This window comes from Marinifilum fragile JCM 15579, from assembly GCF_001310955.1.
Classification (GTDB): Bacteria; Bacteroidota; Bacteroidia; order Bacteroidales; family Marinifilaceae; genus Marinifilum; species Marinifilum fragile.
In genome coordinates, this window is the sequence record NZ_BAZX01000004.1 from 175328 (window position 1) to 190077 (window position 14750).

Annotated in this window: 10 protein-coding genes and 1 pseudogene; 9 read left to right on the forward strand and 2 right to left on the reverse strand. The window is 34.9% G+C overall.

Features of this window, described 5'->3' with window-relative positions; translation table 11 throughout:
* The first annotated feature begins 57 nt into the window (after positions 1-57).
* From mgtE to rodA, 7 genes and pseudogenes are all read left to right on the forward strand, one after another.
* Positions 58-1334: pseudogene (mgtE, locus tag JCM15579_RS05430) on the forward strand (magnesium transporter).
* Positions 1335-1573: 239 nt separating this feature from the next.
* On the forward strand, positions 1574-3088 hold the full coding sequence (purH, locus tag JCM15579_RS05435) for a bifunctional phosphoribosylaminoimidazolecarboxamide formyltransferase/IMP cyclohydrolase (protein WP_218186064.1): 1515 nt from the start codon (positions 1574-1576) through the stop codon (positions 3086-3088).
* 99 nt (positions 3089-3187) lie between these two features.
* Complete coding sequence (locus tag JCM15579_RS05440; protein WP_054716855.1) at positions 3188-4210, forward strand: rod shape-determining protein; 1023 nt, start codon at positions 3188-3190, stop codon at positions 4208-4210.
* A 43-nt stretch (positions 4211-4253) separates the two neighbouring features.
* Positions 4254-5081: a rod shape-determining protein MreC gene (mreC, locus tag JCM15579_RS05445; protein WP_083464551.1), complete on the forward strand. Its 828-nt coding sequence runs from the start codon at positions 4254-4256 to the stop codon at positions 5079-5081.
* Complete coding sequence (locus JCM15579_RS05450) at positions 5078-5581, forward strand: hypothetical protein (RefSeq protein WP_054716861.1); 504 nt, start codon at positions 5078-5080, stop codon at positions 5579-5581. The genes mreC and JCM15579_RS05450 overlap by 4 nt, the downstream gene beginning before the upstream one ends.
* 16 nt (positions 5582-5597) lie before the next feature.
* The gene (gene mrdA, locus JCM15579_RS05455; protein ID WP_054716864.1) at positions 5598-7439 is read left to right on the forward strand and encodes a penicillin-binding protein 2; all 1842 of its coding nucleotides are present in this window, start codon (positions 5598-5600) and stop codon (positions 7437-7439) included.
* Between the two features lie 32 nt (positions 7440-7471).
* Complete coding sequence (gene rodA, locus JCM15579_RS05460; protein WP_054716867.1) at positions 7472-8896, forward strand: rod shape-determining protein RodA; 1425 nt, start codon at positions 7472-7474, stop codon at positions 8894-8896.
* Here the strand turns inward: rodA and JCM15579_RS05465 are convergent.
* The gene (locus JCM15579_RS05465) at positions 8850-9473 is read right to left on the reverse strand and encodes an acyl carrier protein phosphodiesterase (protein WP_054716870.1); all 624 of its coding nucleotides are present in this window, start codon (positions 9471-9473) and stop codon (positions 8850-8852) included. The genes rodA and JCM15579_RS05465 overlap by 47 nt on opposite strands.
* Before the next feature lie 240 nt (positions 9474-9713).
* Between JCM15579_RS05465 and JCM15579_RS05470 the strand changes: the two genes are divergently transcribed.
* Both JCM15579_RS05470 and JCM15579_RS05475 read left to right on the forward strand, forming a co-directional pair.
* A complete protein-coding gene (locus JCM15579_RS05470) occupies positions 9714-11069 on the forward strand; it encodes a cyclic 2,3-diphosphoglycerate synthase (RefSeq protein ID WP_054716873.1) in 1356 nt (451 codons plus the stop codon).
* Positions 11070-11289: 220 nt separating this feature from the next.
* Positions 11290-13791, forward strand: coding sequence for a PAS domain S-box protein (locus JCM15579_RS05475; protein WP_054716876.1), 2502 nt, complete (start codon positions 11290-11292; stop codon positions 13789-13791).
* Here the strand turns inward: JCM15579_RS05475 and JCM15579_RS05480 are convergent, their stop codons facing one another.
* Entirely contained in the window at positions 13792-14694 is a 903-nt protein-coding gene (locus JCM15579_RS05480; RefSeq protein WP_054716878.1) for a DMT family transporter, read from the reverse strand.
* Positions 14695-14750: the final 56 nt, after the last annotated feature.

Below are 14750 nucleotides of genomic sequence, written 5' to 3' on the forward strand. Positions count from 1 at the left end.
ATCGATGAAATTAAAAGAGTAATCGAAGAAAAGAATGAAGCTGAGGCAATTGGTTTAATGGAAGAATTGCATCCAGCAGATATTGCCGAAATCTACGATGAATTAAGTATTGATGAGGCAACATTCCTATACCTATTACTTGACGGAGAAACTGCCGCAAATGTATTGGCAGAACTTGAGGAAGACGATAGAGATCGCTTTGTGAAAGCATTACCTGCGGAGGTAGTTGCTAAAAAGTTTATAGACAAGATGGACTCCGATGATGCTGCCGATGTTATTGGTGGTTTATCAGACGAAAAACAAGAGGAAATTCTCTCTCATATTGAGGATATTGAACAGGCCGGAGATATTGTAGACCTTCTGCATTACGATGAAGACACTGCTGGTGGTTTGATGGCAAAAGAGTTGGTTATTGTAAATGAAAACTGGACCGTTCTGACTTGTTTAAGAGAATTAAGTCGTCAAGCCGAAGATATTGATGAAATCTATTATGTATACGTTGTTGACGATGATGGAATATTAAAAGGAACATTGTCCTTAAAAAGAATGATTCTGAGTCCAACTTCGGCCAAAATTATCAATATATACCAACCTGATGTTATGTCGGTTCACACCGATGAGGAAGACGAGGAAGTAGCACACATCATGGAGAAATATGATTTGGTTGCCATTCCAGTAGTTGATAGTATTGGACGCTTGATGGGGCGGATTACTATTGATGATGTTGTGGATGTAATCCGTGATGAGGCTGAGAAAGATTACCAAATGGCATCAGGTTTGGCTGAGGATGTTGAAGCTAGCGACTCCATCTGGCTTCAGACAAGAGCTCGTTTGCCTTGGCTTATTATTGGTCTGGTGGGTGGTATTTTTTCTGCAATGGTAATATCAGTTCATGAGAAAGGACTTGAGCATACACCTAAATTGGCATTTTTCATTCCTTTGATTACTGCTATGGCTGGAAATGTTGGAGTACAATCATCGGCAATTATCGTGCAAGCTATTGCAAATAACTCATTGGGTTTTGAGAGTACGTTTAGTAGATTAATGAGAGAGTTGGGAGGTGCTTTAATTAATGGCTTAACTTGTTCATTATTATTGTTTTTAAGCACTTATTTTTTGACTAGTAATTCTGTGGGATTAACTTTATCAATATCTGTAGCATTATTTGCAGTAATCATTTTGCAGCAATTGCTGGAACCGTAATTCCATTAATGTTGAACAAGATGAAAGTAGATCCTGCGGTTGCAACCGGACCATTTATAACAACATTAAATGATATTGTTGGTTTGTTCATTTATTTATCTATTGGAGCCTATTTTTTAATGTCCCTTTAATAGAAAAAAAGGTCATAATTTTTAAATTGGAAGCAATAAATTTTGATTTGTAAAAAGTTGAACAAAAAAGAATTTCATTGGTCGGATTTTTTTAGGTTTTTCTTAACTTTGCATGAGGTTTCTGGAGATCTTGTAAATTATTGTAGATGAATGATTTGTAAAATCGCTGAGCCGAGATAGTTTTTCGCAAGGAAAATTAATTTATACCATTTTATAAAATACCTCCAAAAAAAAGAATTATGAAGAGAGCTCTTATCAGTGTTTTTGATAAAACAAATGTTGTTGAGTTTGCTAAGGAACTAACCGAAATGGGTTGGGAAATTATTTCAACAGGTGGAACATCTGCAAAGTTTAAAGCAGAGGGAATTCCTGTAATGGATGTGTCTGATTTGACTAAATTTCCTGAGTGTTTTGATGGTCGTTTAAAAACCATTCATCCACACGTAGAAGGTGGTATTCTTGCTATTCGCGACAATGAAATGCACCAAAAACAGATGGTTGAGTTGGGGATTGAACCAATTGATATTGTAGTTTGTAACCTTTATCCGTTCAAACAAACAGTTCTAAATCCAGATTCAACTCATGAAGATATTGTTGAGAATATTGACATAGGTGGACCAACCATGTTAAGAGCTGCAGCTAAAAATTACAATTTTGTTTCGGTAATTACCGATCCTGAAGATTATTCAAAAGTTATAGAAGAGTTAAAGGAGTCAGGAGAAACAAGCAAAGAGACAAAAGAATATTTAGCAGCTAAGGTTTTTGAACACACGGCACATTACGATGCTTTGATTTCTGGTTATTTCAATAAAAAATTGAATGTGAAATCACCAAAAACTTTAACTCTTACATACGAAAAGAAACAAGATCTTCGTTACGGAGAAAATCCGCACCAAAATGCAGCTTTCTATACTCAGATTCAGGAGACAGAAGGAACGTTGACTGCGGCAAATAAAATTCACGGTAAGGAATTATCGTATAACAATATTGGTGACACCGATGGAGCTTTGGAAACATTAAAAGAGTTCGAAGAGCCAACCATTGTTGCGGCCAAGCATGCTAATCCATGTGGAATTGGTAGTGCAGAAACCATAGCTGAAGCGTTCCAGAAAGCTTACGATGCCGATCCGGTTTCTATTTTTGGAGGAATTGTTGCAGCAAACCGCGAAATTGACAAAGCTACTGCTGAAATCATGAGCGGAATTTTCTTGGAAGTAATTGTAGCTCCTTCATATAGCAAGGAAGCTCTTGAAATACTAACCAAGAAGAAGAATTTGAGACTTTTGGAATTACCAGAAATCTTAAAATCGGATTATTCTGCTATGAAAGGCAGAACCGTATTGGGTGGACTGTTGATTCAAGATCAGGATCAGAAATTGATTGGAGAAGAATTAAAAGTGGTTACCAAAAGACAACCATCTGAAAAAGAGATGGAAGATTTGATGTTTGCATGGAAAACAGTGAAACATGCAAAATCGAATGGTATCGCCTTAGCAAAAGATAAAACCACAACTGGTGTTGGACCAGGACAGGTTAGTCGTATTTGGGCATTGGAAAATGCAATTCGTCAGGGAGCAGAAAGAATTCAAGGAAGTGTTATGGCTTCTGATGCTTTTTTTCCATTCTCGGATTGTGTTGAAGCAGCTCATAAAGCAGGAGTTACCGCAATTATTCAGCCGGGTGGATCGATTAGGATGAAGATTCAATTAAAGCAGCTGACGAATTCGGTATTGCTATGGTGTTTACAGGAATGAGACATTTTAAACACTAAGATAATTGCAATTTTGGATGCAGAATTTACTTTCTGCATCCAAAATGCAACTAAAATAAGATAACAGAGATATAGCTACCATATGGGATTATTTTCATTTTTAACTCAGGAGATTGCTATTGATTTGGGGACCGCTAACACTATCATTATCTGCAATGATAAAATTGTTGTTGACGAACCTTCGATTGTAGCTCTCGATCGCCGCACCGAAAAAATGGTTGCGATTGGTGAGAAAGCTCGCCAGATGCAAGGTAAAACACACGAAGATCTGAAAACCATTCGTCCATTAAGGGATGGTGTTATTGCCGACTTTAATGCGGCAGAGCAGATGATTCGAGGAATGATCAAAATGATAAACAAAAAACCTCGGTTGTTTCCTCCTTCGTTAAGAATTGTAATTTGTATTCCATCGGGTAGTACCGAGGTTGAGATGCGTGCAGTACGTGATTCATCGGAACATGCCGGAGGTAGAGATGTTTACATGATTTATGAGCCAATGGCTGCCGCTATTGGTATTGGAATTGACGTTGAAGCTCCAGAAGGAAACATGGTAGTGGATATAGGTGGTGGTACTACCGAAATTGCAGTTATTTCTTTGGGTGGTATTGTAACCAATAAATCAATTCGTATTGCAGGAGATGATTTAACGGTAGACATTCAGGAATACATGCGTCATCAACACAATATTAAAATTGGAGAAAGAACTGCAGAAGAAATCAAAATTCATGTAGGTTCTGCATTGTCAGATCTTGAAGATCCTCCAGCTGATTTTCGTGTTCAGGGGCCAAATCAAATGACAGCATTGCCAATTGAAGTACCAGTCTCATATCAGGAGATTGCCCATTGTCTGGAAAAATCAATCTCGAAAATTGAAATTGCAATTTTAAGTGCTTTGGAGCAAACACCACCCGAGTTGTATGCCGATATTGTAAACAGAGGTATCTATTTAGCAGGAGGTGGAGCTTTGTTGCGAGGTCTTGATAAAAGATTAACTGATAAGATTAACATTCCTTTCCATATTGCGGAAGATCCATTGAGAGCTGTTGCCCGTGGAACTGGGATTGCCCTTAAAAATGTAGATAAATTTTCGTTCCTGAGAAGATAATTAGGAACGAAACTGTATATAATAGCCAGGAATTGATTTTCGAATGAAGAATTTGTTTCACTTTATCGTACGATTTCATTTTACGATTTTATTTATTGTATTCGAAATATTTTGTTTGTTGTTGTTAGTTAATTATAACAACTATCAAAAATCAGAATTCCTGAATTCAAGTAATGCCATTAGCGGAGGAATCTATCAAAAAGTATCCTCCGTTACTGACTACCTTTCGTTAGCTCAAACCAATGAGGAGTTGAATCGTGAAAATGTAAGGTTGCGAAATCTTTTGCACTCATCGTATAAATTAACAACTGATTCTTCTTTCATTTTTATAGATACAATTTACAAGCAGCAGTACATTTATCGTACAGCAAAAATTATTAACAACTCTGTTAATAAGCAGTTGAATTACATTACTATAAATAAAGGTAGAATACATGGAATTGAACGTGAAATGGCTGTTGTTACTGATAATGGTGTAGTTGGTGTTGTAAAAAGTGTCTCAGATAATTTTGCTTCTGTGATTTCAGTCCTAAATGATAGACTGAGAATTTCGGCCAAACTAAAAGGGAATAATTATCATGGATCATTAATCTGGGATGGTGTTGATTATAGAAAAGCCATGCTTAAGGATATTCCATTTCATGTTAAAATTGCCAAAGGCGATACGATTGTAACAAGTGGTTTTTCAGCTATCTTTCCTGAAGGCCTTCAGTTAGGAGTGGTTGATGAGGTTATGGCTTCTTCTGGTGATAATTTTCAGAACATCAAAGTCTTACTATCAAATGATTTTAAAAGTTTGTCATACGTGAAAGTTGTGGGTGATTTAATGAAAGAGGAGCGATTAAAATTAGAGGAGGAGGCAACGGAATGAACATCATTTTAAAAAATATCATCCGATTTGTTGTTCTTGTATTAATTCAGGTTGCAATCTTAAACAACATACAGGTAAGTGGATTTGTGAATCCTTACATGTATATTCTGTTTATCTTACTATTACCATTTGAAATACCCAATTGGTTGCTATTGGTACTTTCTTTTTTTCTGGGATTTAGTATTGATGTTTTCAGCGGAACAGTTGGAATGCATGCTTCAGCCTGTGTTTTTATGGCCTATGTTCGACCTTATGTCTTGAATTATTTATCGCTTCGTGATGGTTATGAAGTGGGAACTTATCCTGGTATTGCACATTTTGGTTTTGCCTGGTTCTTTAAGTATTCATTAACTTTAATTGTAGCTCATCACAGCTTCTTATTCGTTGTTGAAGCATTTTCATTTACTAATTTTAGTGAAACCATTATGCGTATAATTTTTAGTGCATTTTTCACTTTAACCTTAATAATTACCTCACAGTTTTTGATGTTTAAAAAATAGATCAATCTTATATCAAATGAATAATTTCTCGAATAGAATATATGTAATAGGAGGAATCTTTGTTTTGGTTGTTCTGATTTTTATGATCAAACTTTTTAATCTGCAAATTGTAGATGATTCCTATAAATTGTCAGCAGAAAATAACTCTCAACGACAGGTAACTCAATATCCTGCTCGGGGATTGATTTATGATCGAAATGGGGCGCTTCTGGTTTATAATCAAGCAGTTTATGATGTAATGATTATTCCCAGACAAGTGAAAGTTTTCGATACTCTTGATTTTTGTGTTCTTCTAGGGATAGAGAAATTAGATGCTATTAAAAGGTTAGAAAAGGCTAAGAACTATTCCTACCGTAGGGCATCCGTTTTTTTGAAGCAGCTTTCTTCAGAGCAATATGCTGTATTACAGGAAAAGCTTTATAAATTCCCAGGATTCTTTGTTCAACCACGTACACTGCGTAAGTATCCCCGTCAAAGTGCGGCACACGCTTTGGGATATCTTAATGAGGTAAATAATAAGGAAATAAATGCAGATCCATACTACAGCCAAGGAGACTATATTGGTAAAAGTGGTATAGAGTTAACCTATGAGAAAGAACTGCGTGGTGAGAAAGGTAAAAAGATCTATTGGGTAGATGTTTACAACAGGATAAAAGGTTCTTACAGGGATGGAAAGTTCGATAAGTCACCTGTGTCAGGAAAAGATTTGGTATCTACTCTGGATATTGAACTGCAGGAGTATGGAGAGCTCCTAATGCAGAACAAAAAGGGAGGTATAGTAGCACTGGAGCCTTCAACCGGGGAAATCTTAGCCAAAATATCTAGTCCAGGTTACGATCCGGAGATGTTGGTTGGTAGGGTTATGAGTAAAAATTACAGGGCATTGGTACAAAATGACAGTTTAAAACCTTTGTTTGATAGAACATTGATGGCTCAATATCCACCAGGATCTATTTTTAAAATGGTTAATGCTTTAATTGGATTACAAGAAAATGTAATAAATCCTTTTACCCGATTTGAATGTCATAGTGGTTATCATGTAGGATCATTTACTATGGGATGTCATGCCCATGTTTCACCTTTAGATTTGCGTCAATCTATTATGCACTCCTGTAATGCATATTATGCAAATACCTTCCGTTATATTGTAGAATCTCCAAAATTTGGTTCAGTAAATAATGGCTACGATGTTTGGCGAAATCATGTGATGTCTTTTGGGTTAGGAGAACGTTTGGGAGCGGATTTACCAAATGAATTTAGGGGTGGAATACCAACTTTAAAATATTATCAAAAGAAGTATAGGAGAAAAAATTTACGCGCTCTTAATATGATTTCCATTTCGATTGGACAAGGCGAGTTGTTGATTACTCCTTTACAGATGGCAAATATGTGTGCTGCAATTGCCAATAGAGGCCATTATTATACTCCACACATTATTAAATCAGTAGGTAAAGAAAAGGGGATTGATGAAAAATTTACTGTCAAACATGAAACTAGTATTGATCCTTCTTATTTTCCTTCAGTAATTGATGGTATGGAGATGGTTGTGACAGGAGGAGCAGGTAGTACGGGAAGTCTCGCTGCAATACCGGGTATTCGTGTGTGTGGTAAAACAGGAACCGTTCAAAACTCTCATGGTGATGATCATTCGGTATTCGTTGCTTTTGCACCACGAGAAAATCCAAAAATTGCCATTTTGGTTTATGTAGAAAATGGGGTATGGGGTTCACGATATGGTGCGCCAATTGCAGGTTTGATGATTGAAAAATATATAAGAGGAGAAATTTCTGATAGCAAAAAGTGGATTGAAAAAAGAATGATTGAAGCTGATTTGATTAACCAATCAGAAAAAGAGTAGAAATTGACAATAGAAAAATCACAAAAATAGATATGACCAGAAAAGTAAGCTTAATAAAGAATTTAGATTGGTGGACAATTTTGTTGTATGCTTTGCTTGTTTTTTTGGGATGGATTAACATTTACGCAGCTGTTTATAATGAAGAACATCAAAGTATTTTTGATATCACTCAAAGGTATGGAAAGCAATTGATGTGGATTGGTGCTGCTGCTGTACTTGCTATTGTGATTCTAATAGTTGAAAGTAAATTTTATTCCGCTTTTGCGTATCCTACTTATATTTTTATGCTAATTCTTCTCGTGGCTGTTTTGGTACTTGGCCGTGATATTAAAGGAGCAAAATCTTGGTTCGAATTGGGACCAATCCGCTTTCAGCCAGCTGAGTTTGCAAAATTTGCCACTTGTTTGGCTATTTCTAGGTATGTTACGCAGTATAATTTTAAAATTCACAAAATAAAATCGCTCATTACTTCGGCAGTGATTTTATTTGCGCCAATGGCATTAATTGTACTGCAAGGTGATGCAGGATCTGCATTGGTATATTCTGTTTTCTTGCTGGTGCTATATCGAGAAGGATTATCGGGGATTGTGTTATTTCTAGCATTTATAGCAGCCTTGTTATTTGTGTTTACCTTGTTATGGCCAAAGTTCACAGTGCTTTTAATAATAGTTTGTACAAGCCTTATTGTTGCAAAAGCATATGGTTTAAAGTGGCCTGCTTTTGCAAAGGCGATATTGTTGCTGTCAGCAGGTTTTGCATTAGTGTGGTTGGTTGTTAAAGGACTGAAAATAGATGTTTCCAATTATCTTATTTTAATTATTTCTTTGGGATTAAGTGCTGTGCCTTTTTGGGTTTATACCTATAAAAATAAACTGAAAAATGTTGCTTGGACCATTCTAATTGTTTTTGCTAGTATCTTTTATACTTTTTCGGTTGGATATATCTTTGAAAATATTCTGGAAGTACACCAGCGAACCAGGATCAATGAACTTTTAGGGATTGAATCGGATCCATATGGAGCTGGATACAATGTCGCCCAATCTAAGATTGCTATTGGATCAGGTGGTTTTTCAGGCAAAGGATTTTTGAATGGTACACAAACTAAATTTAAGTTTGTTCCTGAGCAAAGTACCGATTTTATTTTCTGTACTGTTGGGGAAGAATGGGGATTTGTAGGCTCTAGTCTTGTATTGCTTTTATTACTTACCTTGATTTTACGATTGTTATTTTTAGCTGAACGTCAACGTTCATCGTTTAGTCGTGTTTACGGATATGGCGTAGCCTGTATTTTATTTTTTCACCTAGCCATTAATGTTGGGATGACCATTGGTTTAGCTCCTGTAATTGGTATTCCTTTACCATTTTTTAGCTACGGAGGTTCGTCACTATGGTCTTTTACCATTTTACTGTTTATTTTCCTTCGTTTGGATGCCAACCGTTTGGAGTTGCTACGTTAATATTGTGTTCATTGCTTACATATTTTAATATGTCTTTCATGAATAGTTTGAATTTATTTTCAAAATCCGAGTAGTTATCTTCCAGTGATTTAATTGCATAAACTGAATTATCAGGTAAACTGGTCCTTCTGGCCATGATATCAAGAGCTGTTTGCAAGCCATCGATATTTGCATAGCTTTCCAATCTTCTGCTCTGAATAAGAAAAGGTAGAAACAGTTTAACTTTATTAGGAAGTAACAAGTAGTTTTTTATCAATGCTTCATGAGAATTTGTTACAAAATCTTTGATCGGTAATGTGTGATAATCCTGCCAATATTTGGCCAAAAAATGATCAAAAATCAAATCAACAACTACACCAGAATATCTCCTATAGCCTTCTTTTAACTTTTTTGAGCTATCGAGTACCAAAGGATGCTTATCTGTGAAATGATCAATGTTTCGGTGTAAAATGATTCCTTTTTGGATTTCAGGATGATACTTTTCGTAATTTTTCCCTTTGACATAGTCTCCAATAAAATTTCCAACTCTCACCTTTTCCGAATCGCCAGATAAATACAAATGCGCTAAAAAATTCATGAAACAAAAATACAAAAAAGCAATTTAGTGAATGGATAGCTTGGGTTATAATAGTTTAAATAAATGGTTAACCAAATAAGTTACATGTAATTTTTACCAATGTCAAGTTTTTATACGGTGTTAAGCAACACGCAGTAAATAAGTGATTAAAATGCGATAAAATTAGCATAATTCCTTTAAAGTAATAATTTTATAGACTCATAAACTTAATGTGAAATTTTAAATAAAGAAGGAGAAATTATGGCTAAAAAAAATGTCATTATTGTTGGTGCTGCGGGTCGTGATTTTCACAACTTCAACACCTATTTCAGAGACAATTCAGAGTACAATGTTGTTGCTTTTACAGCAGCTCAAATTCCTGACATTGATGGAAGAAAATATCCTGCGGAGTTGGCGGGTTCTTTGTATCCAGATGGAATTCCAATTTACGCAGAGGAAGATCTGCCAAAACTAATAAAGGAGCATTGTATTGATGACTGCGTTTTCTCTTATTCGGATGTGTCGTATAAGAAAGTTATGAACGTAAGTGCAATTGTTAATGCAGCAGGATCAAATTTTAAGTTATTAGGTCCTGGAGATACAATGATTAAAAGTCATAAGCCTGTTATTGCGGTTGTTGCAACTCGTACAGGTTGCGGTAAATCTCAAACATCACGTAAAGTTATTGAAGAACTAATGGCAAAAGGATTAAAAGTAATTGCCATTCGTCACCCAATGCCTTACGGCGATTTGGTAGCCCAAAAGGTTCAACGTTTTGCAACTGTAGAAGACTTGAAAAAGCACAAGTGTACTGTTGAAGAAATGGAAGAATATGAACCACATGTTACAAGAGGGAATGTAATTTATGCAGGTGTGGATTATGAGGCTATTGTTCGCGCTGCTGAAGAAGATCCTGATGGATGTGACGTAATTCTTTGGGATGGTGGAAACAATGATTTTGCATTCTATAAGCCAGATATGACAATTACCGTCGCCGATCCTCATCGCCCTGGAGCTGAATTAAGCTATTATCCAGGAGAGGTTAATTTAAGAATGGCAGATGTAGTTGTAATTAATAAGATGGATTCTGCTACTCCTGAGGGAATTCAAGAGGTAAGAGAAAGTATTGCCTATGCAAATCCTAAAGCACAGGTTGTAGATGGAGCTTCTCCTATTAGTGTTGACGATCCTGAAATGATTCGTGGTAAACGTGTATTAATTGTAGAAGATGGACCAACTTTAACTCATGGTGAAATGAAGATTGGAGCTGGTACAATTGCAGCACGTAAATTTGGTGCAGCAGAGGAAATTGATGCCCGTCCATACCTTGTTGGTAAATTAAAAGAGACCTATGAAATTTACCCAGGAATTGGGAATACTTTGCCTGCAATGGGGTATTCGGATCAGCAGTTAAAAGATCTTGAAGCTACTATTAATGCCAGCGATTGCGATACTGTTATTATTGGTACTCCAATAGATTTAAATAGAATCATCAATATTAAGAAGCCAAACACGCGTGTTTATTATGATTTGGAAGAAATTGGTTATCCAAAAATGTCTCATATTATCAACCAATTTGTAAAAGATTATAATTTAATTCAAGAAACTGTTGAGTGATTATATAATTGATTAAAGGTGATGAAAGAGGAGCAGATTTTTTTTCTGTTCCTCTTATGTTTTTGGATTATAACTGTTAGCTTAAATTGTTTAAAATATATGCTTTAAATTAGTTCTGTTAATAATAACCTTTTTAAGGAATTAGAGTATAAAAGCTATTGTGTCCTATTTTATAAGCAATAAAAGACATTACTAAAAACTACTATCTGAATTATTATCTATGAACGACTCTATTCTTCTTGGACTCGTGCAAAATGCAGCTATATTATTAAGTTTTAGTATTTTTTGCGAGTATATGTGGGTAAATAAAACCAAATTATCCCCTCTATATCGTCAAGTTCTTTTTGGTGGTATTATTGGATCTATTGGTATCATTCTAATGATGACATCATGGAAGGGATCTGCGGGAATTGTTTTTGATACCAGGTCTATTATTCTTTCAATATCAGGATTATTTTTTGGTGCAATACCAACAGTTATTGCTATGCTTATTACCAGTACCTATAGATTTTTTATGGGAGGAGATGGTATAATAATGGGAATAGCAGTAATAATTTGTTCTGGAACAATAGGGATTTTATGGAGAGAGCTATTAACCCGAGTAGACCATCAACTTAAATGGGTAGAATTATTACTCATGGGATTGATTGTGCACATTGCAATGTTGTTTTGCACCTTACTTCTTCCTTCCGAAAAAATCTATTCTACGCTCTCATATCTTGTTCTACCCCTTCTCACAATTTATCCAATTGTAAATATGTTGTTGGGATTGTTTATGCAGCGACAAATGCAAAATGTGAATAATAGAACCATCTTATCTTCAACCGAAGAAAAATATTCAAGATTGTATGGGAGTATGTCGGATGCTTATGTTGTTATGGACATAGAGTATAATATACTCGAAGGTAACAAAGCTTTGCAAGATGTATTAGGGTATTCAGAAAAAGATTTGTTAAGTACAAATTTTAAAAATATAACGCCTCAAAAGTGGATTCATATTGATGAACAAATAATAAATAATGAAGTTCTAATAAATGGAAGTTCTCAAGTTTATGAAAAGGAATGTATAAAGAAAGATGGATCCATCGCACCCGTTGAATTGAGAGTTCATTTAATGAAGGATGAACAGGATGAAATCGTGGGTTATTGGGCTATTTTAAGAGATATTAGTATAAGAAAAAATGCTTTAAAGCAGATTGATAATGAGAGAGCCAGATTGGAAACGATTTTGGAAACAGTTCCAGAAATGATTTGGTTAAAAAATACAGAAGGGGAATATTTGGCCTGTAATAATAATTTTGCGGAGTTTATTGGTGTTAAGGAGGAAGAATTAATTGGGAAGTCTGATTTTGAAATTGATATTAATCCTGAAATGGCTGAATTTTATTTTAAGAAAGATTTGGAAGTAATAAAATCTGCTAATACCATACGATTTGTGAATTGGGCCAAATCAGTTAATACAGATGAGGAGGTTCTTACAGAGACTATAAAAACTCCAATGTACGATTCTATTGGCAATGTCACGGGAGTTTTGGGGGTGTCCAGAGATATATCAGAAATTAAAAAGGCTGAAGAAGAACTCAGAAAGGCCAAAGAGAAAGCAGAAGAATCTGATAAATTAAAATCAATATTCTTGGCCAATATGAGTCATGAAATTCGTACTCCAATGAATGCAATTATGGGATTTTCGGAACTTTTAATTGATTCAGAAATCAAAGAGGTAGAACGTATGCAGTATGTCAATATCATTCAACAGTCCGGCAATCGTTTAGTCCAGATAATTGATGATATTGTTGATCTTTCTAAATTGGAAATGAGCCAAATTACACTCAAGAATGCTGATTTTTATTTGTTCTCATTGATGAAAGAAAGTCTGGAGATTCATAAGAATCGGGATCTAATTAAAAGTAAGCCCAATTTGGAATTGGCAGTAAAATCAAGTCCTGAGATTGAATGTTTAAAATTGCATTCTGATAGTACAAGAATTCAACAGATATTAGATAATTTGATTGAAAATTCTATTAAGTTTTCTGAATCTGGAAGAGTCGAAATTGGATGCAAGATGATAGAATCTAATGATCAAGAATTTGTAGAGATATATGTAAAAGATGATGGCATTGGAATTCCAAAGAATAGACAAGGAGTAATATTTGAAAGATTTAGACAAGGTGACGAAGAACATTTTATTGAAGGAGCTGGTCTGGGACTAAGTATAAGTAGAGGTTTGGTAGAGTTACTTGGTGGAACAATACGATTTGAATCAGAAGTTGGAATTGGAAGTACATTCTATTTTACAATACCGGTTGGTAAATCGAAACTTCTTAATCTACATGATGGTACTGAAAATAAGAAAGAGCGGATAGGATCAAAGAAAGTACTTATTGCTGAGAATGATTACAATTCATTTTTGTACGTTAAAAAATTATTTGAAGATCAAGATGTAGAGGTGTCATTTGCTGAAAATAGTATGGAAATGCTTGATAAATTGAAGCAATTATCTCCTGATTTATTAATTATGGATTTAAATATTCCAGGCAGAGATAGCATGAAATGTATAGATGAAATTAAAAAATCAGAAATTGCAACGAAAATAATCGTCCAAAGCTCTTATGTTTTTAAAGAGGAAGAGGAAAAATGTATGAAAGCAAGTTGTGATGGATATCTTACAAAACCTTTCAGCAAGGAAGAGTTATTTGTACAAGTACGTAAGGCACTAGCTTGATTATTTCTTTTTAGAAATGATATCGGCCATGGTAATGGTTAAAATTCCCAGGATGGTTAAGCAACCTCCTAACAGTTGATTCACATTGGGAAGTATTCCCATTAAAAGAAAGGCGCCAGCAACAATAAAAATACTTCTCGATGTGCCAATTAATGTTGTTATGGATGCATCAACATATTTTAGAGAGGCAAATGTAAGAAGTATTCCTAAGAAAGGACCAAAAAATGAGCCTGTTGTGATATAGAGAACAGACTGAAGGCTATAAGTTGGTAATTCTTGTTTTGCAACCAAATAGCTTGCGAATCCTACAAACAGAAATAAGTTTCTGCAAACAGTTATCATTGTAGTTGGAATATTTTTAATTTCTGATCTGGCAAGCACAAGACTTACGCCATAGAATAGTGCAAATACCAAGGCACTTATACTAGCAGGAGTTAGCAAAGTTTGCCATTCGAAATCTGAGTTATTGGTGTTCATTAAAAAAACACCAGATAATGTAATAAATACCCCAATAATGGAAGTAAAACCATATCTGATTTGATAGAATAAAAAACCAATAAGAATTACAAAAATTGGACTGGTGTTAGCAAGAAAAGATACAATTGCCGGGTTTTCGGTAAGTTTTATCGATAGAAAAAATGCCGTTATTGAGATGAACTCTGATAGACCAATTAGGAGAAGAATTCTTTTTGATTTTTTCGTTAAACTTTTTAATCCCTTTCGTTGAGTGAAAAATAGGTTGTAAAGTAAGTTGTAAATTAAAGCTAAACCAAACCATAAGATCCCAAAAGAAGCCAAATCAACATCTTTCATGGCCATTTTACTAAACAAGTAAACATTTGAAAAGCTTATGGTTGCAGTTAGTGCAAGTGCAATACCTTTGACTTTAGATTTATAATTCATTGTGCTTTAAATAATGGCAACAAATGTATTTAAAATTTGATGATTTATTTAAGTAG

Bases quoted from the DNA above. Each gene is read 5' to 3' on its own strand.
- purH (WP_218186064.1), top strand. From the start codon at position 1,574: ATGAAGAGAGCTCTTATCAGTGTTTTTGATAAAACAAATGTTGTTGAG.
- JCM15579_RS05440 (WP_054716855.1), top strand. From the start codon at position 3,188: ATGGGATTATTTTCATTTTTAACTCAGGAGATTGCTATTGATTTGGGG.
- mreC (WP_083464551.1), top strand. From the start codon at position 4,254: ATGAAGAATTTGTTTCACTTTATCGTACGATTTCATTTTACGATTTTA.
- JCM15579_RS05450 (WP_054716861.1), top strand. From the start codon at position 5,078: ATGAACATCATTTTAAAAAATATCATCCGATTTGTTGTTCTTGTATTA.
- mrdA (WP_054716864.1), top strand. From the start codon at position 5,598: ATGAATAATTTCTCGAATAGAATATATGTAATAGGAGGAATCTTTGTT.
- rodA (WP_054716867.1), top strand. From the start codon at position 7,472: ATGACCAGAAAAGTAAGCTTAATAAAGAATTTAGATTGGTGGACAATT.
- JCM15579_RS05465 (WP_054716870.1), bottom strand. From the start codon at position 9,473: ATGAATTTTTTAGCGCATTTGTATTTATCTGGCGATTCGGAAAAGGTG.
- JCM15579_RS05470 (WP_054716873.1), top strand. From the start codon at position 9,714: ATGGCTAAAAAAAATGTCATTATTGTTGGTGCTGCGGGTCGTGATTTT.
- JCM15579_RS05475 (WP_054716876.1), top strand. From the start codon at position 11,290: ATGAACGACTCTATTCTTCTTGGACTCGTGCAAAATGCAGCTATATTA.
- JCM15579_RS05480 (WP_054716878.1), bottom strand. From the start codon at position 14,694: ATGAATTATAAATCTAAAGTCAAAGGTATTGCACTTGCACTAACTGCA.